The organism is Stenotrophomonas maltophilia (genome assembly GCF_900186865.1).
Classification (GTDB): Bacteria; Pseudomonadota; Gammaproteobacteria; order Xanthomonadales; family Xanthomonadaceae; genus Stenotrophomonas; species Stenotrophomonas maltophilia.
In genome coordinates, this window is sequence record NZ_LT906480.1 from 1 (window position 1) to 19,935 (window position 19,935).

The 19,935-nt window shown below is 63.7% G+C and carries 19 protein-coding genes; 17 read left to right on the plus strand and 2 right to left on the minus strand.

Annotated features, from left to right (window positions below; genetic code table 11):
- The 11 genes from dnaA (at position 1) to CKW06_RS00055 (ending at position 13,053) form a co-directional block, all read left to right on the plus strand.
- Positions 1–1,332, plus strand: a complete 1,332-nt coding sequence (gene dnaA, locus CKW06_RS00005; RefSeq protein WP_005411730.1) for a chromosomal replication initiator protein DnaA — start codon at positions 1–3, stop codon at positions 1,330–1,332.
- A 275-nt stretch (positions 1,333–1,607) separates the two neighbouring features.
- Positions 1,608–2,708, plus strand: a complete 1,101-nt coding sequence (dnaN, locus tag CKW06_RS00010) for a DNA polymerase III subunit beta (protein ID WP_005411731.1) — start codon at positions 1,608–1,610, stop codon at positions 2,706–2,708.
- A 994-nt stretch (positions 2,709–3,702) separates the two neighbouring features.
- The gene (gene recF / locus CKW06_RS00015) at positions 3,703–4,797 is read left to right on the plus strand and encodes a DNA replication/repair protein RecF (protein WP_024958547.1); all 1,095 of its coding nucleotides are present in this window, start codon (positions 3,703–3,705) and stop codon (positions 4,795–4,797) included.
- A 112-nt stretch (positions 4,798–4,909) separates the two neighbouring features.
- A complete protein-coding gene (gyrB, locus tag CKW06_RS00020) occupies positions 4,910–7,369 on the plus strand; it encodes a DNA topoisomerase (ATP-hydrolyzing) subunit B (RefSeq protein ID WP_005411733.1) in 2,460 nt (819 codons plus the stop codon).
- A 67-nt stretch (positions 7,370–7,436) separates the two neighbouring features.
- Positions 7,437–8,282, plus strand: a complete 846-nt coding sequence (locus tag CKW06_RS00025) for a CPBP family intramembrane glutamic endopeptidase (RefSeq protein WP_005411734.1) — start codon at positions 7,437–7,439, stop codon at positions 8,280–8,282.
- A gap of 71 nt (positions 8,283–8,353) precedes the next feature.
- Positions 8,354–9,160 (plus strand): M48 family metallopeptidase, encoded by an 807-nt coding sequence (locus CKW06_RS00030; protein WP_005411735.1) that lies wholly within the window; start codon positions 8,354–8,356, stop codon positions 9,158–9,160.
- A gap of 132 nt (positions 9,161–9,292) precedes the next feature.
- Positions 9,293–10,480, plus strand: coding sequence for a tetratricopeptide repeat protein (locus CKW06_RS00035; RefSeq protein ID WP_005411736.1), 1,188 nt, complete (start codon positions 9,293–9,295; stop codon positions 10,478–10,480).
- Between the two features lie 143 nt (positions 10,481–10,623).
- Positions 10,624–11,292 carry an energy transducer TonB gene (locus tag CKW06_RS00040; RefSeq protein ID WP_005411737.1) on the plus strand — a complete coding sequence of 223 codons (669 nt, stop codon included), beginning with the start codon at positions 10,624–10,626 and terminating at the stop codon, positions 11,290–11,292.
- A 94-nt stretch (positions 11,293–11,386) separates the two neighbouring features.
- The gene (gene exbB, locus CKW06_RS00045; protein WP_005411738.1) at positions 11,387–12,148 is read left to right on the plus strand and encodes a TonB-system energizer ExbB; all 762 of its coding nucleotides are present in this window, start codon (positions 11,387–11,389) and stop codon (positions 12,146–12,148) included.
- A gap of 62 nt (positions 12,149–12,210) precedes the next feature.
- Positions 12,211–12,636 carry an ExbD/TolR family protein gene (locus CKW06_RS00050; RefSeq protein WP_005411739.1) on the plus strand — a complete coding sequence of 142 codons (426 nt, stop codon included), beginning with the start codon at positions 12,211–12,213 and terminating at the stop codon, positions 12,634–12,636.
- A gap of 3 nt (positions 12,637–12,639) precedes the next feature.
- Complete coding sequence (locus CKW06_RS00055) at positions 12,640–13,053, plus strand: ExbD/TolR family protein (protein WP_005411740.1); 414 nt, start codon at positions 12,640–12,642, stop codon at positions 13,051–13,053.
- 74 nt (positions 13,054–13,127) lie between these two features.
- On the opposite strand, the gene CKW06_RS00060 is transcribed toward CKW06_RS00055, so the two are convergent.
- On the minus strand, positions 13,128–14,330 hold the full coding sequence (locus CKW06_RS00060; protein ID WP_032964867.1) for an ISL3 family transposase: 1,203 nt from the start codon (positions 14,328–14,330) through the stop codon (positions 13,128–13,130).
- A gap of 141 nt (positions 14,331–14,471) precedes the next feature.
- On the opposite strand from CKW06_RS00060, the gene cls reads away from it, so the two are divergent.
- The 6 genes from cls (at position 14,472) to CKW06_RS00090 (ending at position 19,087) form a co-directional block, all read left to right on the plus strand.
- Positions 14,472–15,932, plus strand: coding sequence for a cardiolipin synthase (gene cls, locus CKW06_RS00065; protein WP_024958792.1), 1,461 nt, complete (start codon positions 14,472–14,474; stop codon positions 15,930–15,932).
- A 40-nt stretch (positions 15,933–15,972) separates the two neighbouring features.
- The gene (locus tag CKW06_RS00070) at positions 15,973–16,242 is read left to right on the plus strand and encodes a hypothetical protein (RefSeq protein WP_005411742.1); all 270 of its coding nucleotides are present in this window, start codon (positions 15,973–15,975) and stop codon (positions 16,240–16,242) included.
- Between the two features lie 9 nt (positions 16,243–16,251).
- Positions 16,252–16,995: a pyridoxine 5'-phosphate synthase gene (locus CKW06_RS00075; protein WP_024958793.1), complete on the plus strand. Its 744-nt coding sequence runs from the start codon at positions 16,252–16,254 to the stop codon at positions 16,993–16,995.
- A 101-nt stretch (positions 16,996–17,096) separates the two neighbouring features.
- Positions 17,097–18,188, plus strand: a complete 1,092-nt coding sequence (locus CKW06_RS00080) for a PA0069 family radical SAM protein (RefSeq protein WP_024958794.1) — start codon at positions 17,097–17,099, stop codon at positions 18,186–18,188.
- Positions 18,189–18,329: 141 nt separating this feature from the next.
- A complete protein-coding gene (locus CKW06_RS00085) occupies positions 18,330–18,620 on the plus strand; it encodes a hypothetical protein (protein WP_024958795.1) in 291 nt (96 codons plus the stop codon).
- Positions 18,617–19,087 carry a hypothetical protein gene (locus tag CKW06_RS00090; protein WP_229297673.1) on the plus strand — a complete coding sequence of 157 codons (471 nt, stop codon included), beginning with the start codon at positions 18,617–18,619 and terminating at the stop codon, positions 19,085–19,087. The genes CKW06_RS00085 and CKW06_RS00090 overlap by 4 nt, the downstream gene beginning before the upstream one ends.
- Positions 19,088–19,149: 62 nt before the next feature.
- Here the strand turns inward: CKW06_RS00090 and CKW06_RS00095 are convergent, their stop codons facing one another.
- Positions 19,150–19,860, minus strand: a complete 711-nt coding sequence (locus CKW06_RS00095; protein WP_024958796.1) for a 2OG-Fe(II) oxygenase — start codon at positions 19,858–19,860, stop codon at positions 19,150–19,152.
- Positions 19,861–19,935 lie beyond the last annotated feature (75 nt).

Below are 19,935 nucleotides of genomic sequence, written 5' to 3' on the forward strand. Positions count from 1 at the left end.
ATGGATGCTTGGTCCCGTAGTCTCGAGCGCCTCGAAGCGGAGTTCCCGCCGGAAGACGTTCATACCTGGCTGAAGCCACTGCAGGCCGATCTGCGCGTGGACAGCCTGGTGCTGTATGCACCGAATGCCTTCATCGTCGACCAGGTCCGCGAGCTGTACCTGGCCCGGATCCGCGAACTGCTGGCGCACTTCGCCGGTTTCAGCGACGTTTTTCTTGAAATCGGCTCGCGCCCGCGCCCTGTCGAGGCGCAGAACGCGCCGGTTTCCACGCCGTCGGCGCATGTGTCCAGCGAACCGCAGGTGCCGTTCGCCGGCAACCTGGACAACCACTACACGTTCGCCAACTTCGTCGAAGGCCGCAGCAACCAGCTGGGCCTGGCCGCCGCCTTCCAGGCGGCGCAGAAGCCGGGCGACCGCGCGCACAACCCGCTGCTGCTGTACGGGGGCACCGGCCTGGGCAAGACCCACCTGATGTTCGCCGCCGGCAACGCCATGCGCCAGGCCAATCCGGGCGCGAAGGTGCTGTACCTGCGTTCGGAACAGTTCTTCAGCGCGATGATCCGGGCCCTGCAGGAAAAGACCATGGATCAGTTCAAGCGCCAGTTCCAGCAGGTGGACGCGCTGCTGATCGATGACATCCAGTTCTTCGCCGGCAAGGACCGCACCCAGGAAGAGTTCTTCCACACCTTCAACGCGTTGTTCGATGGCAAGCAGCAGATCATCCTGACCTGCGACCGCTATCCGCGCGAAGTCGAGGGCCTGGAAGCGCGCCTGAAGTCGCGGCTTGCCTGGGGCCTGTCGGTCGCGATCGAACCGCCGGACTTCGAGACCCGCGCCGCGATCGTGCTGGCCAAGGCACGCGAACGCGGTGCCGAGATTCCCGATGATGTTGCGTTCCTGATCGCCAAGAAGATGCGCTCCAACGTGCGCGACCTTGAAGGCGCGCTCAATACCCTGACCGCCCGCGCCAATTTCACCGGCCGCGCGATCACCACCGAATTCGCCCAGGAAACCCTGCGCGACCTGCTGCGCGCCCAGCAGCAGGCGATCAGCATTCCCAACATCCAGAAAACCGTTGCCGACTACTACGGCCTGCAGATCAAGGATCTGCTGTCGAAGCGTCGGACCCGCTCGCTGGCACGCCCGCGCCAGGTCGCCATGGCCCTGACCAAGGAACTGACCGAGCACAGCCTGCCCGAGATCGGCGATGCCTTTGCCGGTCGCGATCACACCACGGTGCTGCATGCCTGCCGCCAGATCCGGACCCTGATGGAAACCGACGGCAAGCTCCGCGAGGACTGGGACAAGCTGATCCGGAAGCTGAGCGAATGATGCACGGATGCCGATGAGGCGTCATCGCACAAAACGGTGCAGAATCCGGTAGCAAGCGCGGGACACGTTGTGGATAAAAATGGCATTTGAAATCGCGTCGGTTTTATCCACAGCTTTCCCCACCCCCTGGGGGTCGGTAATACAGAGGGTTTCGATGCCTGAAATCCTTTTATTTACAAAGACTTAGCGTTGTTTTCCAGCGATTCTGTCTCTACCAGCACCACCAAGCTTTTGATTTATTCCACATTTTTTAAAGCATAGGGGCACGGAACCACATGCGTTTCACACTGCAGCGCGAAGCCTTTCTCAAGCCGTTGGCACAGGTCGTCAACGTGGTCGAACGCCGCCAGACCCTTCCGGTTCTGGCCAATTTCCTGGTCCAGGTGCAGAACGGCCAGCTGTCGCTGACCGGTACCGACCTGGAAGTGGAGATGGTGTCGCGGATCGCGGTTGAAGACGCCCAGGACGGCGAAACCACCATTCCCGCCCGCAAGCTGTTCGAGATCATCCGCGCCCTGCCCGACGGCAGCCGGATTACCGTCTCGCAGACCGGTGACAAGATCACCGTGCAGGCCGGCCGCAGCCGCTTCACCCTGGCCACCCTGCCCTCCAACGACTTCCCGTCGGTGGACGAAGTGGAAGCCACCGAGCGCGTGGCCATCGGCGAAGCAACCCTGAAGGAACTGATCGAGCGCACTGCGTTCGCGATGGCCCAGCAGGACGTGCGCTACTACCTCAATGGCCTGCTGTTCGACCTGCGCGGCGATGCGCTGCGCACGGTCGCCACCGACGGCCATCGCCTGGCCCTGTGTGAAACCGATCTGGCCAAGCCCAGCGGTTCCAAGCGCCAGATCATCGTGCCGCGCAAGGGCGTGACCGAACTGCAGCGCCTGCTGGAGAGCGGCGATCGCGAGATCGAACTGGAAGTCGGCCGCAGCCACGTGCGCGTCAAGCGCGACGATGTCACCTTCACCTCGAAGCTGATCGACGGTCGTTTCCCGGATTACGAAGCGGTGATTCCGATCGGTGCCGACCGCGAAGTGAAGGTTGATCGTGAAGCACTGCGTGCCTCGCTGCAGCGCGCCGCGATCTTGTCCAACGAGAAGTACCGCGGCATCCGCGTGGAAGTCTCGCCGGGCAACCTGAAGATCAGCGCGCACAACCCGGAACAGGAAGAAGCCCAGGAAGAGATCGAAGCCGACACCACGGTCAGTGATCTGGCCATTGGCTTCAACGTGAACTACCTGCTGGACGCCCTCTCCGCGCTGCGCGATGAGGAGGTCATCATCCAGCTGCGCGATTCCAACTCTTCTGCGCTGGTTCGTGAATCCAGCAGCGAGAAGTCGCGTCACGTGGTGATGCCGCTGCGTCTCTGACAGCAGCCTGTTCCACGTGGAACCGAAGGACGCCCGGGATCTCCCCGGGCGTTTTTTTTGCAGGTTCCACGTGGAGCATCGGGGATCGCGGAATCTCCAGGTCTGGGCGAATGTCTTGCTCGAGATTGCTGCTTGCCGATTGTTCCTGGTTGCCCCTCCGATGCAATCGGCCCTGCGCGTTAGGAATCCAGGTTGCTGACCTGGGCGCTGCCCAGCCAACTTCGGTCGAGTACGCAGTTCCGGGTCTTCAGCCTGATTGAGGGTGACCCGATCTGGTCGGATGGATGAAGCGGATCGCATCCGCTATCGCAGTGGTTGCTTCATCTGCAGACGTCACTGTCCACAGGCGTGGTTGGGGCCGGATCAGAGCTGGCCTAGCTTCTAAATCTGGGTATAAATCTAAAGCATGGTGGTGATGGTAGGCCCAGATTTCGTGGAAAAATGCATTATCCAATTGATTTTCAAGAGATTTATGCAGCTGAAACCCCCTGTATAGAGGCCCCTCAGGCTGGGGGGGAACCTGTGGATAGTTTCGCAGGTCGGGCAAAAGGGCTTTTTTATCCACAGTTTGCCCATACCTTGTGTATAAGTCATACAGACCCGCTGTGGACAGCGTGAAACGAATGGGCTGAATTCTTTGAAATCTGTGGAACCCTCCACGGCATCGCATCGTAGATTTCAAGAAATCCGCGCGGTGTTCGCGCAACCCACCGTCGGGGGCACCTGGCGATGCTCGCGGAATGAGGCTGAAATCGCTGAAATCTGAAGGCCCGTACCCTGCGCCGCCGCTCAGAATTCAAGGATTCCCGGGCATATCCAGACCCAGGCGAGCCCAGGTGAGGGAGCGCCACCACGTGGAACACGCGTAGGGTTGCCAGGCGGAGGCTTCAGCACAGTGGCGATGTCTGGCGCGCCACGGCTGGCTTGACCGATGCAGTAAGCTGATGGATTCCCTGCCCCACTACCGCCTCGTGCGGATGGTCTTTCGCGCCCCATGCTTATCCGCCGCCTCGCCCTCCACCAACTGCGTCGCTTCAGTGCGGTGGACCTGTCGCCCCAGCCGGGATTGAACCTGCTGACTGGCGACAACGGTGCCGGAAAGACCAGCGTGCTCGAAGCGTTGCACCTGATGGCCTACGGACGAAGCTTCCGTGGCCGGGTCCGCGACGGATTGGTGCGCCAGGGCCAGGAAGCGTTGGAGATCTTCGTGGAATGGGACGAACAGCGTGCCGATCACCCGCCCCACCGCCGAAAGGCCGGGCTGCGCCACAGTGGCCAGGACTGGAAGGGACGATTGGACGGTGAAGACGTCGCGCAGCTGGGCAATCTCTGCGCAGCGCTGGCCGTGGTGACGTTCGAGCCGGGGAGCCATGCACTGGTCAGTGGGGGTGGCGAACCTCGCCGTCGCTTCCTCGATTGGGGCTTGTTCCACGTGGAACCGGATTTTCTCTCCCTGTGGCGCCGCTATTCCCGGGCGCTGAAGCAGCGCAATGCTCTGCTCAAGCAGGGCGGGCCGTCGCGGATGCTCGATACCTGGGATCACGAGCTGGCCGAGGCCGGGGAACCGCTGACCAGCCGCCGTCAGCACTACCTGGAGCGTCTGCAGCAGCGCACGGTGGCCTTGGCCGCCAGCCTGGCTCCGCAACTCGGCATCCAGGGGCTGGAACTGAGTCCCGGTTGGCGGCGGCATGAGCTTCCCTTGGCCGATGCCCTGCTTCTGGCCCGGGAACGTGACCGGCAGGCCGGCTATACCTCGGTCGGCCCACACCGGGCAGACTGGAGTGTGGATTTCCACAGCATTCCGGGGCGTGATGCGTTGTCCCGTGGCCAGGCCAAGCTGACGGCATTGGCCTGCCTGATGGCGCAGGCCGAGGACTATGCGGAACAGCGCGGCGAATGGCCGGTGATCGCGCTGGACGATCTGGCCTCGGAGCTGGATCGCACCCATCAGGCGCGGGTGCTGGAGCGCCTGCTCAATGGGCCGGCACAGATCTTCATCACCGCTACCGAAACCCCGGCGGCGCTGCTGGACCTGACCCACATCGCCCGGTTCCACGTGGAACATGCACAGATCGTGGCTGTGCCATAGTGGGCACACCAGGGCCGCTCGACCCCGGCTGGTATAATTCGGGTTGGAATCCTTTCATTCTCGGCACATCGCTCCAAGCGGTGGCCGACCTGCGGAGCCTACGGCAAGCGCAATGAGCGACGAACAGAACACCCCGGCAAACAACGGCAATTACGACGCCAACAGCATTACCGCCCTGGAAGGCCTGGAGGCTGTCCGCAAGCGTCCCGGCATGTACATCGGTGACGTGCATGACGGCACCGGTCTGCACCACATGGTGTTCGAGGTCGTCGACAACTCGATCGACGAAGCGCTGGCCGGCCACGCCGACCACGTTGCGGTGACGATCCACGCCGACGGTTCGGTCTCGGTGTCCGACAACGGCCGTGGTATCCCGACTGGCAAGCACGAGCAGATGAGTGCCAAGCTCGGTCGCGAAGTGTCTGCAGCCGAAGTCGTCATGACCGTCCTGCACGCAGGCGGCAAGTTCGACGACAACAGCTACAAGGTTTCGGGCGGCCTGCACGGCGTCGGCGTCAGCGTGGTCAACGCGCTGTCGCAGAAGCTGCTGGTGGACGTGTTCCAGAACGGCTTCCACTACCAGCAGGAATTCAGCAACGGCGCCGCAGTGACCGCGCTGGCCAAGCTGGAAACCACCACCAAGCGCGGCACTACCGTGCGCTTCTGGCCGTCCACCGTCGCCTTCCACGACAACGTGGAGTTCCACTACGACATCCTGGCCCGCCGCCTGCGCGAACTGTCGTTCCTGAACTCCGGCGTCAAGATCGTCCTTGCCGACGAACGTGGCGACGGCCGTCGCGATGACTTCCACTACGAGGGTGGCATCCGCAGCTTCGTGGAGCATCTGGCCCAGCTGAAGACGCCGCTGCACCCGAACGTCATTTCAGTCACCGGCGAGCACAACGGCATCGTCGTGGATGTGGCGCTGCAGTGGACCGACTCCTATCAGGAGACGATGTACTGCTTCACCAACAACATTCCGCAGAAGGACGGCGGTACCCACCTGGCCGGTTTCCGCGGTGCGCTGACCCGTGTGCTCAACAACTACATCGAGCAGAACGGCATCGCCAAGCAGGCCAAGATCAACCTGACCGGCGACGACATGCGAGAAGGCATGATCGCGGTGCTGTCGGTGAAGGTGCCGGACCCGAGCTTCTCCAGCCAGACCAAGGAAAAGCTGGTCAGCTCCGACGTGCGTCCGGCGGTGGAAAACGCCTTCGGTGCGCGCCTGGAAGAGTTCCTGCAGGAGAACCCGAACGAAGCCAAGGCGATCGCCGGCAAGATCGTCGACGCCGCGCGCGCACGTGAAGCGGCGCGAAAGGCCCGCGACCTGACCCGCCGCAAGGGCGCGCTGGATATCGCCGGCCTGCCGGGCAAGCTGGCCGACTGCCAGGAAAAGGATCCGGCGCTGTCCGAACTGTTCATCGTCGAGGGTGACTCGGCAGGTGGCTCGGCCAAGCAGGGCCGCAACCGCAAGAACCAGGCGGTGCTGCCGCTGCGCGGCAAGATCCTCAACGTGGAACGCGCGCGCTTCGACCGCATGCTGTCCTCCGACCAGGTCGGCACGCTGATCACCGCGCTGGGCACCGGCATCGGCCGAGACGAGTACAACCCGGACAAGCTGCGTTACCACAAGATCATCATCATGACCGACGCCGACGTCGACGGCGCCCACATCCGCACCCTGCTGCTGACGTTCTTCTACCGTCAGATGCCGGAGCTGATCGAGCGCGGTTACGTCTACATCGGCCTGCCGCCGCTGTACAAGATCAAGCAGGGCAAGCAGGAGCTGTACCTGAAGGACGACCCGGCGCTGGACAGCTACCTGGCCAGCAGCGCGGTGGAAAACGCTGCGCTGGTGCCGGCCACCGGCGAGCCCGGCATCGAAGGCCTTGCGCTGGAAAAGCTGCTGCTGGCCTACGCGGCCGCGCTGGATTCGATCGAGCGCAACGCACATCGCTACGACCGCAACCTGCTTGAAGCGCTGGTCGATTTCGTGCCGATGGACCTGGAAAGCCTGCGCGCTGCCGGCGAAGGCGAGGGCTTGGATGCACTGGCCAAGCGCCTCAACCAGGGCAGCCTGGGCAGCCCGCGTTTCACGCTGGAACTGCAGGAAGCCAACGACGAGCGCCCGGCCGCTGTGCTGGTGACCCGTCGCCACATGGGCGAACAGCACATCCAGGTGCTGCCGATGTCGGCCTTCGAAAGCGGCGAACTGCGCGCGATCCACCAGGCATCGAAGCTGCTGCACGGTCTGGTCCGCGAGGGCGCGACCATTTCCCGCGGTGCCAAGTCGATCGAAGTCGACAGCTTTGCCAAGGCACAGAACTGGCTGCTCGAGGAGGCCAAGCGCGGCCGCCAGATCCAGCGATTCAAGGGTCTGGGTGAAATGAATCCGGAGCAGCTGTGGGACACCACGGTGAACCCGGAAACCCGCCGACTGCTGCAGGTGCGTATCGAGGACGCTGTCGCAGCCGACCAGATCTTCAGCACCCTGATGGGCGATGTCGTCGAACCGCGTCGCGATTTCATCGAAGACAACGCGCTGAAGGTCGCAAACCTGGATATCTGACACAATCGGGACACGGCCGGCGCGCGGGGAGGCGCGCCGGCCTTCGACTCTTGAACACAGGTACCTGATGTCAGCATCCGCCCCGGTCTCCGCTCCGCCCCCGGTTCCGCCGGCTTCTGCCGCGCCGCGTGCCGTTTCGCCGTTGGCGGGGTTCTTCATCGACCTGGGCATCGCCGCTGTCACCCTGTTCGGCCTGAGCCTGGTCAGTGGCCTGCTGTGGGGCCTGTACCGTGGCGTGGTGGTTGGTTACGCGAACGCGCAGGCTGGCGCTGGCGCACCCGACGCCAGTTCGGTCGCGGCGTCACTGGGCCAGCCCGGCGCGCTTGCGCAGATTCTCATGGCACTGTTCGCCACCGGTGGCGCCGCGTTGCTGCTGTACTTCTGGCGACGGCCGGCCAACGCCGCCGAGCGCCACGCCTCGCGCCAGGCGCTGCGCCGCCCCTCCACCTGGGGCTGGACCCTGCTGGTGGCGACCCTGATCGTGCTCGGCAGCAACGGCATCGCCTTCCTGGCCAAGCAGTTCGGCGTCGAGCCGGTCCCCACCAATCTGGCGCTGATGCAGAGCGCGATCGCACGTTTCCCGCTGTTCCTGGTGCTGTTCGCGGTGGTCCTGGCGCCGGCCTACGAGGAACTGCTGTTCCGCCGCGTGCTGTTTGGCCGCCTGTGGCAGGCCGGGCGACCAGGGTTGGGCGTGGTACTGAGCAGCCTCGCGTTTGCCCTGATCCATGAGATCCCTGGCACCAGTGCCAATGGCCCGGCCGAAATCGCACAGCTGTGGCTGGTCTATGGTGGCATGGGAGCTGCGTTCTGCTGGCTCTACCGGCGCACCGGCACGTTGTGGGCGGCGATCACCGCCCACGCGCTGAACAATGCGGTCGCCCTTGCCGCGATGGTGTTCCTGGGGTCAACGTAACGCCGCGTCCGCTTGACGAAAGATTAAGCCGCTACGCTACACACTCCGCATATGAACACGGGGGAGTTTCCATGAAACAACTGCTGCTGGCCCTTGTCATCACCACCCTGGTCAGCGCCTGCGCGACCACCACCTCCCCTACCGGTCGCCGGCAGATGGTGGGCGGCGTCTCGCAGGCGCAGCTGGACCAGCTCGGCGCACAGGCGTTCGCCGAAACCAAGCAGAAGGAAAAGATCAGCACCGACGGCCGCCAGAACGGTTACGTGCAGTGCGTGGTCAACGCCCTGGTCGCGCAGCTGCCAGCTCAATACCGTGGCGTACGGTGGGAGACGGCGGTATTCGTCGACAAGGAGCCCAACGCCTTCGCCCTGCCCGGCGGCAAGGTCGGCGTGAACACCGGCATCTTCACCGTGGCCAAGAACCAGGATCAGCTGGCTGCCGTGATCGGCCATGAAATCGGTCATGTCATCGCCCGCCACCACGAAGAGCGCATCACCCGCCAGATGGGTGCGCAGACCGGGCTGGCCGTGCTCGGCGCGCTGGCTGGCGCAGCCTACGGCGAAGGTGCTGCCAGCACCGTCAACCAGCTCGGTGGCATGGGCGCGCAGACTGCCTTCCTGCTGCCGGGCTCGCGGACGCAGGAAAGCGAGGCTGACGTGATCGGCCAGCGACTGATGGCCCAGGCCGGATTCAATCCGGCGCAGGCGGTCGACCTGTGGCAGAACATGATGGCCGCCAGCGGCGGTCGCAGCCCGCAATGGCTGTCCACCCACCCGGATCCGGCCAACCGGATCCAGGAACTGCGACGTGATGCCCCGGGCCTGACGCCGGTCTATCAGCAGGCGCAGGCGGCCGGGCTACGGCCAAAGTGCGGATGAGTGCGCAGTTCTATGCTGTATTGCAGCACATAAAACGATTTCTCACGCCATCTGTTTCTGATACGTTTGGCGGCTCAGATTTTTCTGACAGTCCGACTTTGCCGCTAACCGGCGGTTCGATCGAGGTGAACGATGATTTTCCGTAACCACAAAGCTGTGCTTTCCGTCCTCGTCGCGACCGCCCTGACCGGCGCCGTGGTCACCGATGCCTTCGCGCAGTCCTCGCGTTCCTCCGAGCGCGGCAACCGTGGCGGCAAGCAGGCCAAGGCCGAGGCGCTGTACCCGAACGCGACCCGCCAGGAGCCGACGGTCAAGGCTTCGGCCAAGATGGGCAGCAAGCTGCAGAAAATGATCGACAGCTACAACAAGGAAAAGTTCCCGGAAACCCGCACCCAGGCCGACGCCATCCTGGCTGACAGCGCCGCGAACGAGTACGACAAGTCGCTGGCCGCGCAGCTGGCCTCGCAGGCTGCCTACCAGACCGATGACGCCCCGGCTGCCATCGCCTACCTGAAGCAGGTCCTGCAGTTCAACGGCCTGGACAACAACGGCCACTTCCAGTCGATGCTGATGCTGGGCCAGTTGCAGCTGCAGGAAGACCAGACAGCCGAAGGCCTGGCAACCCTCGACAAGTACTTCGCCGAGAGCAAGTCGACCAAGCCGGAAGAACTGATCGCCAAGGGCCAGGCGCTGTACCAGCTGGAGCGCTACCAGGAAGCGATTCCGGTGCTGAAGCAGGCCATCGCCGGCTCCGCCGAACCGAAGGACAACTGGAACCAGCTGCTGATGGCGGCCCTGTCCGAAGCCGGCCAGTCCGGCGAAGCGGTCAAGGAAGCCGAGGCGCTGGCCGCCAAGAACCCGAACGACAAGAAGGCCCAGCTGAACCTGGCCAGCATGTACATGCAGGCCGACCAGATGGACAAGGCGGCCGCGGTGATGGACAAGCTGCGCAGCAGCGGCCAGCTCACCGAAGAGCGCGAGTACAAGCAGCTGTACTCCATCTATGCCAACACCGACAAAAAGGAAAAGGACGTCATCGCGGTCATCAACGAAGGGTTGCAGAAGGGCATCCTGAAGCCGGACTACCAGGTTTACCTGGCGCTGGCCCAGTCCTACTACTACTCCGACCAGGTGCCGCAGGCGATCGATGCGTGGCAGAAGGCTGCCCCGCTGTCCAAGGACGGTGAGACCTACCTGAACCTGGCACGCGTCCTGCATGCCGAAGGTCGCATCCCGGAGGCCAAGCAGGCCGCCCAGCAGGCGCTGGCGAAGGGTGTGAAGAACCAGGCTGATGCCAAGAAAATCATCAACCTGAAGTAAGTAGGAATAACGCCTGAATGCCTGCCCAGTTGATGCGCAGGCGCTCAGGATTGGTATAAGCTTGGAGGTTCCTGCGGTGTCATGCACCGCTGATCAGGGATTCCGCCCCCGGCATCCCGGCCCCACTATTGAGCTCTTGGCGCATGACGGAACAACTAGTCGTTCACCGGTACGAACAACCCGATGACAAGGGGCTGAGCTGGCCTCGCATCGTCGGCATCGCGTTTGTAATTGCCCTGCATCTGGCCGCCTTCATGATGCTCCTCATTCCCGCCGTGGCTCCCAAGGCCGTGGCTGAGAAGGAGCGCAACGTCATGGTGACCATCGTCGATGCGCCGCCGCCGCCGCCCCCGCCGCCGCCGCCGCCGCCGCCGACCGATACTCCGCCGCCGCCGGTGAAGAATCTGTCGCCGCCGAAGCCGTCGCCGGTCCCGCCGCCGCCGCAGGCGCCGGTCGTGGACGTGCCGGAGCCGCGCCCGAGCGATATCGTCACCCCGCCGTCGCCCCCCGCGCCGCCGGCACCTGCGACCTCGATCGAGGCCAGCGTGGACATCTCGTCGAAGGCCATGAATCCGCCGCGCTACCCGCCGGCCGCCTTCCGCGCGGGTATCCAGGGCGAAGTGATCCTGATCATTGATGTCGATGCCAACGGCAACGTCACCAATGTCACGGTGGAAAAGTCCAGCCGTAACCGCGACCTGGACCGTGCCGCGATGGAAGCGGCTCGCAAGTGGCGCTTCAACGCCGCTGAATCTGGCGGTAAGAAGGCGGCAGGTCGCGTTCGCGTCCCGGTCAACTTTGCGCTGAACTGATGCGCCCGGGTGTCCGCATGGCCACCCCCGCTCCCGGTTCGATTGTTTAGCTTAGCTACACCCTTTATCACCACACACAACAAAGGTAAGCGTCATGCTGCAGGAAATTTTCATCGCCGCTGCTGCCGGGGGCAATCCGTCCAACGCCCTGTCGCAGATGGGCTTCGAGCACCTGATCCACGAAATGACCACCAAGCCGGGTGATTTCGCGGTTTCCTGGGTCGTGCTGCTGACCCTGATCGCCATGTCGGCCATGTCCTGGTACTGGACCGTCATCAACATCTTCCGTGCGACCCGCCTGAAGAGCGCTGCTGATCGCGTCGTCAGCCTGTTCTGGGATACCCCGAACGCGCAGGACGCCATCCGTGCCATGGAAGAGCAGCCGGCTTCGGAGCCGTTCTCGAAGATCGCCCTGGACGCTGCCCAGGCTGCTGCGCACCACCAGCGCGCTGAAGGCGGCGCCACCGGCGGCGTGGGTGAGAACCTGAGCCGTTCGGAGTTCGTCGACCGCGCCCTGCGTCAGGCCGTCACCCGCGAAAGCAACAAGCTGCAGTCGGGCATGACCCTGCTGGCCACCGTCGGCGCGACCGCTCCGTTCGTCGGTCTGCTGGGTACCGTGTGGGGCATCTACGGCGCCCTGATCAAGATCGGTGCCACCGGCTCCGCTTCGATCGACGCCGTTGCAGGCCCGGTGGGTGAAGCGCTGATCATGACCGCGATCGGTCTGTTCGTCGCGATCCCGGCCGTGTTCGCCTTCAACTTCTTCAGCAAGATCAACAGCGCGACCATCAGCAAGTTCGATACCTTCGCGCACGACCTGCACGACTTCTTCGCCACCGGCTCGCGCGTCCGCTAATTGCGGCGCGCGTCACCCAGCGACGAACGTAAGTAGTCACCAAGATCTAGACGGAGCCCGTTATGGCTTTCAGTAGTGGTAACAGCGGCGGCCCCATGGCCGACATCAACGTTACGCCCCTCGTGGACGTGATGCTGGTGCTGCTGATCATCTTCATCATCACGGCGCCCCTGATGTCCCACAAGGTCAAGGTGGATCTGCCGGAAGCCAACCTGATCCAGAAGCCGGAAGACGCTGAAAAGCGTTCCGGACCGATCACCCTGGCAGTCAAGGAAGACGGCTCGATCTACTGGAACGACGAAGAAATCAACAAGCAGACTCTCGAGTCGCGCTTGGCGACCGCCGCCCAGCAGACCCCGCAGCCGCCGCTGAACCTGCGTGGTGACCGCACCACCAAGATGCGCGTCATCAACGACCTGACCAAGGTCGCGCAGGAGCAGGGCATGCTGGACGTCGGCTTCGTCGCGACCAAAGAAAAGGGGCAATAAGCCATGGCATTCAGTAGTGGTGGTGGCAAGGGCCCCATGGCAGACATCAACGTCACGCCCCTCGTGGACGTGATGCTGGTTCTGCTGATCATCTTCATCGTGACCGCGCCGATCATGACGTACCCGATCGCCGTCGACCTGCCGCAGCGCGTGCTCAACCCACCGCCGCAGCTGGTCGAACCGCCGCCGCCGATCGAACTGAAGATCGACGCCAGCAACCAGGTCTCGTGGAACAACAGCCCGATCAATACCAGCGAGCTGCAGCAGCGGATGGAGCAGGAGGTCCAGCGTGACCCGACCAACCAGCCGGAACTGCGCATCGACGCCAGCCCGGATTCCGAGTACGACGTGATGGCCAAGGTTCTGGCCGCCGCGAAGAATGCTCAGATGAAGAAGATCGGTTTTGTGCAGCAGTAATCGCTACACCGCAACACAACAGTCATGACGCGACTGCAGACGCCCCTGGAGACAGGGGCGTTTTTTTTGGTTCTTCACCCAAGTCCGGGGAAGGCTGCACGGATTTTGAGGAAGAAATAGGCGTCGTCTCGGTATCCGTAGGCGACGCGCTTGATGACCTTGATCTTGTTGTTGATTCCCTCGACCAGATTCGTTCCAAGGGGCCATCGGCAATGAGCCAGGATGCCTGGCAGATAGGGCTGTAGGCGACGGACAAACGTTCGCAGGGGCTCCAGGCGGCTACGCAATGCGCGCTGTCGCCAGCTCTTCCACGCTTTTGCTGCCCAGGCCTGGCTACGGTAGCGCCAGAGCTGCTTCAAGTCGTCTTTCAGCACATAGCTCGTCAATAGGGCCTTGTTGGCAGCCAGCAGCTCCTTGAGCTTCACTCGTTGATCGGCCGGGACGTTCTGCCGGTTGCCCAGCAAGAGCCAGCGAGAGGTCTTCACCACACGCCGGGCAGGTTTGTCCTGACGCAGCCTGTTGGCTTCATCCACGCGGACCCGGTCGATGACCTCCCGACCGTATTTGGCCACCACATGAAACAGGTCGTAGACCACTTCGGCGTTTGGGCATTGGGCTTTCACTTCCAGGTCGAATGCCGAATTCATGTCCATAGCAACCGCCTGGATGCGTTCGCAGCCGTCCTTTCCGAGTAGCTCAAAGAAGGGACGTACGTCTGCGCGGCTGCGTCCTCGACCGACCCAAAGCACGCGCTTGCGTGATGGTTCGACCACCACCGTGGCGTAGCGATGCCCCTTTTGGATCGCAAACTCATCCATCGCGATCACCCGGACGTTCGATAGGTCCACCGGACCCAGCGTCCGCACCAGATGCCTGAAATCAAGCGCCTTGACCGTCTTCCAGTCCAGGCCATGCCACTTTGCGGTGGCATGGATGGAGGCCGTGGCACACATGCGTGCCACGCTCTGCGCCAGCCGTTGTGTTACCCGGGCATGTCGCTCCAGCCAATCCAGATGCTCAAGTTTTGGCCCGCAGCGAGGACAGGCCAGCCGCTGGCGCTGGACTTCCAGCTCGACCGGCTCATCGAACACGGGTAGATCACGGACCCGCCGGAGCGTCTGGTCATGGATGGCCACCACCCACTTGCCACATCCGCTACAGCGTCGGCGGCGGCGTGAATCAGGCAGCAGCGAAAGCACCAGCCAAGTGGCTCCTCCACGCGCCTCCCGGCGCCATCCATCCAAGCGATATCCCGCCCAGCATCCCAGCAACGGCATACAATCCAGCTTGGCCACGGCCGGCCCCAGTTTGTAGTCTCGACAACCACAATCTAGCGGGTCGGCCGTGAGCCTCTCCCCTCAGATGGGAGAAGAACCTTTTTTTTTATGCCTGCCGGCCTGGACCGCTATGATCGGCGGATGCTCGCCCTCTTCGACTCCCTGCGTCATTGGCTCGACGGCATCGCCCACCTTGGCTCGATCCTGGCGGTGGCCTACCTGCTGTATCTGTTCGCGCTGGCGGGCTGGATCATGCTGCAGAAGCGTGAGCCGGTCGCCACGCTGAGCTGGATCCTGTCGTTGGCGCTGCTGCCCTACCTCGGCTTGTTCATCTACTACCTGCTGGGCCCGCAGAAGGTGAAGCGGCAACGGCTGCGCCGCGGACGCGCACGATCGGGCATGGAGCACTACAGCGATGTCTGCCCACCGGATGCCGACTGCACCGAGCTGGCCAAGATCGCGCAGGCCACCACGGGCCTGGCGCCGAGCAGCGCGACCGAGGTGACCTGGCTGGTGGATGGTGCCGCTACCTACGCCGCTCTGTTGGAAGCGGTGGCGCAGGCTCGCGATCACGTGCACCTGGAGTACTACATCTTCAATCCGGACCATGCCGGCACCGCCCTGCGCGACGCCCTGGTCGAGCGCGCCCGTGCCGGCGTGCAGGTGCGCCTGCTGCTGGATGCAGTGGGTTCTTCCGCCCTGCCTCGCCGCTTCCTGCAGCCCCTGATCGATGCTGGTGGCGAGGCGGTCTGGTTCCATCCCCGGCAGTTGCTGAAGCCGTTCAAGCGGCCGTGGTTGAACCTGCGTACGCACCGCAAGCTGGTGATCGTCGATGGCCGGCTGGCCTTCACCGGTGGCATCAATATCACCGACGATGAAGACGAGAGCCGCAAGCCGAACGCCTACCGCGACCTGCACATGCGCATCTGCGGCCACGTCGTGCGCAGCCTGCAGCTGGTGTTCGCCGAGGACTGGCTCTATGCCAGTGGCCAGGATCCCTCGCGCATGGACATTGCCCGTCTGTGGCCGGCTGACATGCCGCTGCGCGGCGATGGTGCGATCAACGCCCAGGTGCTGGTCTCCGGCCCGGACTCGGGCTGGGAAACGATCCACCGCCTGCACGTGGCGGCCATCCAGGAAGCACACGAGCGCGTGTGGCTGGTGACGCCCTACTTCGTGCCGGGCGAAGCGGCGCGGATGGCGCTGACCTCGGCGGCACTGGGTGGACTGGACGTGCGCCTGCTGGTGCCGAAGATGAGCGACTCCTGGTTTGTCACCCAGGCCGCGCGCTCCTATTTCGACGAACTGCTGCACGCCGGGGCGAAGATCTACGAGTACGGCCCGCGCATGCTGCATACCAAGGCTTTCATCGCCGACGACGATGTCTGCATCGTTGGCAGCGCCAACTTCGACCACCGCAGCTTCCGCCTGAACTTCGAGCTGTCGATGATGATCAGCGACCGTGACCGCGTCGCCGCTCTGGCCGGGCTGCTGAAGGGAGAGTTCGACCGCGCCACCCGCGTGCACGACCAGGCTGGCCGTTCGCTGTGGCTGCACCGCCTGCCCGAGGCCTTCGCCCGGCTGGCCTCGCCGCTGCTCTGACGCAGCGCTACACTGCGGCGATCATCCGGGGAGCCCGACTATGTACTGGTTGTACCTGCTGCTGGCGCTGGGCTGTTTCGCCTTCGCCCTGAAGACCCCCAGCGCCGCATTGATGACCCTGTGCCTGCTGGCCGCCCTCGCCTTCCTGCTGGCCTGGGTGCGCGGTCGCTATGTAGCCCGCTTCGGCGACCTTCAGCGGGACCCTGCCACCCTTGTCGATGCCGAGGAGCTGCGCCGCCTGCGCGAGCAGGCCCAGGCCCGCCGCAATGTCGACGCCAACGACCACGATCCGTCCCCTCTTTCCAAGTAGTTCCGTTCCATGACCCAGCTCAGCGTCAACGTCAACAAGATCGCCGTCCTGCGCAATTCGCGCGGCGGCGCCGAACCGGACGTGGTGCGCGCCGCCCAGGCCTGCCTGGATGCCGGTGCACATGGCATCACCGTGCACCCGCGGCCGGACCGCCGCCATATCACCGCCGAGGACGTGCTGGCGCTGTCCACGCTGACCCGCGCGCGTGGTGTCGAGTTCAACATCGAAGGCAACCCGTTCGCACCGCCGCGCGAGGGCTACCCAGGCCTGCTGCCGCTGTGCGCGCAGACCCGCCCGGCGCAGGCGACGCTGGTGCCGGATGGCGATGGACAGATCACCTCCGACCATGGCTTCGACTTCGAGCGGGATGCCGAGCGGCTGCGACCACTGGTCGCCGAACTGAAGGCGATGGGCTGCCGGGTCAGCCTGTTCGTCGATGCTGGCAACCCACTGCTGGAGCAGGCGGCCGAAGTCGGTGCAGATCGTGTCGAGCTGTATACCGGCCCCTACGCCGAAGCACACGCGGCCGGCGACGCTGCGGCGATGCTGGAACTGTTCGCCACTGCGGCGCGGCGGGCGCAGGCGGTGGGCCTGGGCGTCAACGCCGGGCACGACCTGTCACAGGACAACCTGCGCGATTTCCTGGCTCACGTGCCAGACGTGCTGGAGGTGTCGATCGGCCACGCGCTGATCAGCGAGGCACTGTATGACGGGCTGGATGCCACCGTGCGCGGGTACCTGGCGTTGCTCTGACCGCTCCCCTGTAGCGTTGAGCCATGCTCGACGCAGCACCGCGCTGAACCCTTCAGGCAGCCGTCGCAGCCATTGAGACGGCTGCGGCGTAACCTGCCGCAATGGGTATCGCGATCAAGGGCCGAGGTTCCACGTCCCACCTTGCCGGGCGCTTTGAAAGTACCGTCAGCGAGGCGGTGGACGACGGCTGGGCGGTCGATGAGAGCGAGGAATTCCTCGCCCCACGTCTGCGCACTGAAGTACGTGCCGAGACCGCACGCAGCATTATCAGCCGCAACACCTCACCGGACGTCGGCTTCAGCCAATCGGTGAATCCGTACCGCGGTTGTGAGCATGGCTGCTCCTACTGCTTCGCGCGCCCCTCGCACGCCTATCTGAACCTGTCGCCAGGCCTGGACTTCGAGACCAAGCTGTTCGCCAAGACCAATGCGCCGCAGCTGCTGCGCAAGGAGTTGTCGAAGCCGGGCTACGTTCCGCAACCGATCGCGCTGGGCATCAACACCGATGCGTACCAGCCGATCGAACGCAAGTTCAAGCTCACCCGCCAGCTGATCGAAGTGATGCTGGAAACCAAGCATCCGTTCTCGCTGATCACCAAGAACGCACTGGTCGAGCGTGACATCGATCTGCTCGCACCGCTGGCGGCGGAGAACCTGGTCAGCGTGCATTTCTCTGTGACCTCGCTGGACCCGCATCTCTCCGCAAAGCTGGAGCCACGCGCGTCGGCACCGCATGCACGGCTGCGTGCGATGAAGCGCCTGCATGAAGCGGGCATTCCGGTGGGTGTGATGGTGGCGCCGGTGATCCCGTGGATCAACGACAGCGAACTGGAAGCCGTGCTGGAGGCCGCGCACGATGCTGGCGCCAGCACCGCAGGCTACGTGCTGCTGCGCCTGCCGCTGGAAGTGGCCCCGCTGTTCCGCGATTGGTTGGACACCCATCATCCCGATCGCGCCGCGCACGTGATGAGCACCATCCAGCAGCTGCGCGGCGGCAAGGATTACGACAGCCAGTTCGGCACCCGCATGCGTGGCCAGGGCGTGTATGCCGATCTGTTGAACAACCGCTTCAAGCTGGCGCGAAAGCGTCTCGGCTTCAATGCGCAGAACAGCCATTGGCCGAAGCTGGATTGCAGCCGGTTCCAGAAGCCGCTGCCGCCGAAGAAGGATTCGCCGCAGGGAAGTCTGTTCTAGAACTCTGGACCGCAGAGCCACGCAACGGTAACAATCCACACCAACGGCGGGGACTGGGGAGAAGGGAGTTCAGCATCATGGATGCAGAACAGCTCCGCCTGCCGGGTCGAGTCGACGATTCCGGATCCTTGAGCGCATGAAATGAAGTTCATCTACTGGCTCGGCATCGCGTTCCTTTGGATGTTCCCATTGAACTTTCTTCTACTGACGGCGGCTAAACTGCTGTCAGCGGATCCGCTAGGCAGCGAAGAGCTGGTCGGCCTCGGCACTGCCGTATTTGGTGGGGCAGCGGGAGGGATCCTGTATCGCCGTCGTCCTCGCAAGCGCCCAGCTCCGTCGAGCATCAATGATCCGGTGCTCGGGGCAAAGACGACTGAAGCCTTGCGGGATTCAAGTAGCGACGAACAACGACAGTCGGGGAATGGGCCTTGAAAAAGGTACCGTTGCGCCATCTGCTCCTGTGCACTGTCATTGCGGCCTTGATAGGCGGTACCTGTCTTTCAATGTTTGGATCCATCGGAGGTGGCGATTGGACCGGAGAGCCAACAGAAGCAGAACTGCGCGCTGCTACCGATACCTTTGAACTCCCTTCAGGCGGCCATCCCACGAACGTTAAGTTCTTACCGAAGGTCACGTTCCTGGGGGCCGTCTTCGACGCCGAACTCGAATCTGATCCAGAGCAGATCGCCGCTTTCTTCATCAAACAAGCCGCAGAGAAGCGGTGGCGACTGCAGAAAGACAAACGGCAGCGCCATTACAGATTGATGGTCTTCTGCGAGGATCGCCTGGCGCGCTCGGTAGAGCTGACGACAAGAGGCAGTACGGTGAAGCTCTATGGAGGAACCTACTGGGACTCGGACAGGGGCGGCGACTACTACTGCTCTCCTGAGGCCCGGTAAACCACCGACGGCATAACGAACTTGCCTGGATATCGGCTCCAATCGGGGGGAGTACGATGACCTCACCGTCCTCCAAACAACTTCTGCGCGCTCTGGAACAGGATCCAACTCGTCGCGATGAACTTGTCCCCACCCTGCGGCCTGTTACCGCGATGGGTATGGGTAAACGCCGTCGGCGCAATCAGCAGGCTGCCGGTGCGTGGTGCGATCTTCCGCCCCTGGAACAGGAACTCGGTCTCGCCCTCTTCGAATTCCTCGTTGAGGTACAGCGTCCACAGCACGTGCCGGTGCAGGGTCTCGGCCTGCGCATCCTTGGGGTACAGCTCGCAGTGCCAGTACGGGTAACCGCCCTCGCCCGCCGCATACCATTGCAGGTTGATGGCGCCCGGGCGCAGGCAGGTGCGGGCCAGGTCGGCCAGCTGCTGCTGCGGCATGTCAGGGAAGTCCTCGGCAGACAGGCGTCGCGGTTGGCCCTTGCTGTCCTGGATCTGCAACATCAGCGGCGCGATCAACGCCTGTGGATAACGGCGTAGATAAGTCAGCAGGCCGTTGAACACCGCGTGCTGCAGCTGATGGTCCACATCCTGCCAGCCATCAAGGCCGCTGATGCGCAGATCCTTGCTGTGCTTGAGTTCCGGGAACACGCCACTGCCCACGGCACCGGGCTGCAGGCCACGCGCCGCCCGCATGCGCTCGACGATCGCCGCGCAGACCTCGCTGGGGACCGCGTTGTGGATGACCTCGATGAAATCGACCGGGCCCTGCTCGTGCATGCGTGCATTCCTTAGGCGGCAACGGCTTGATGGTGCCGTTTGCCGCCCTCGGTGTCACCCCACGGTCATGTCATC

Bases quoted from the DNA above. Each gene is read 5' to 3' on its own strand.
- CKW06_RS00060 (WP_032964867.1), bottom strand. From the start codon at position 14,330: ATGCCGTTGCTGGGATGCTGGGCGGGATATCGCTTGGATGGATGGCGC.
- CKW06_RS00040 (WP_005411737.1), top strand. From the start codon at position 10,624: ATGACGGAACAACTAGTCGTTCACCGGTACGAACAACCCGATGACAAG.
- CKW06_RS00030 (WP_005411735.1), top strand. From the start codon at position 8,354: ATGAAACAACTGCTGCTGGCCCTTGTCATCACCACCCTGGTCAGCGCC.
- CKW06_RS00075 (WP_024958793.1), top strand. From the start codon at position 16,252: ATGACCCAGCTCAGCGTCAACGTCAACAAGATCGCCGTCCTGCGCAAT.
- dnaA (WP_005411730.1), top strand. From the start codon at position 1: ATGGATGCTTGGTCCCGTAGTCTCGAGCGCCTCGAAGCGGAGTTCCCG.
- CKW06_RS00095 (WP_024958796.1), bottom strand. From the start codon at position 19,860: ATGCACGAGCAGGGCCCGGTCGATTTCATCGAGGTCATCCACAACGCG.
- gyrB (WP_005411733.1), top strand. From the start codon at position 4,910: ATGAGCGACGAACAGAACACCCCGGCAAACAACGGCAATTACGACGCC.
- CKW06_RS00070 (WP_005411742.1), top strand. From the start codon at position 15,973: ATGTACTGGTTGTACCTGCTGCTGGCGCTGGGCTGTTTCGCCTTCGCC.
- recF (WP_024958547.1), top strand. From the start codon at position 3,703: ATGCTTATCCGCCGCCTCGCCCTCCACCAACTGCGTCGCTTCAGTGCG.
- CKW06_RS00025 (WP_005411734.1), top strand. From the start codon at position 7,437: ATGTCAGCATCCGCCCCGGTCTCCGCTCCGCCCCCGGTTCCGCCGGCT.
- exbB (WP_005411738.1), top strand. From the start codon at position 11,387: ATGCTGCAGGAAATTTTCATCGCCGCTGCTGCCGGGGGCAATCCGTCC.
- dnaN (WP_005411731.1), top strand. From the start codon at position 1,608: ATGCGTTTCACACTGCAGCGCGAAGCCTTTCTCAAGCCGTTGGCACAG.
- cls (WP_024958792.1), top strand. From the start codon at position 14,472: ATGCTCGCCCTCTTCGACTCCCTGCGTCATTGGCTCGACGGCATCGCC.
- CKW06_RS00050 (WP_005411739.1), top strand. From the start codon at position 12,211: ATGGCTTTCAGTAGTGGTAACAGCGGCGGCCCCATGGCCGACATCAAC.
- CKW06_RS00035 (WP_005411736.1), top strand. From the start codon at position 9,293: ATGATTTTCCGTAACCACAAAGCTGTGCTTTCCGTCCTCGTCGCGACC.
- CKW06_RS00080 (WP_024958794.1), top strand. From the start codon at position 17,097: ATGGGTATCGCGATCAAGGGCCGAGGTTCCACGTCCCACCTTGCCGGG.
- CKW06_RS00055 (WP_005411740.1), top strand. From the start codon at position 12,640: ATGGCATTCAGTAGTGGTGGTGGCAAGGGCCCCATGGCAGACATCAAC.
- CKW06_RS00085 (WP_024958795.1), top strand. From the start codon at position 18,330: ATGAAGTTCATCTACTGGCTCGGCATCGCGTTCCTTTGGATGTTCCCA.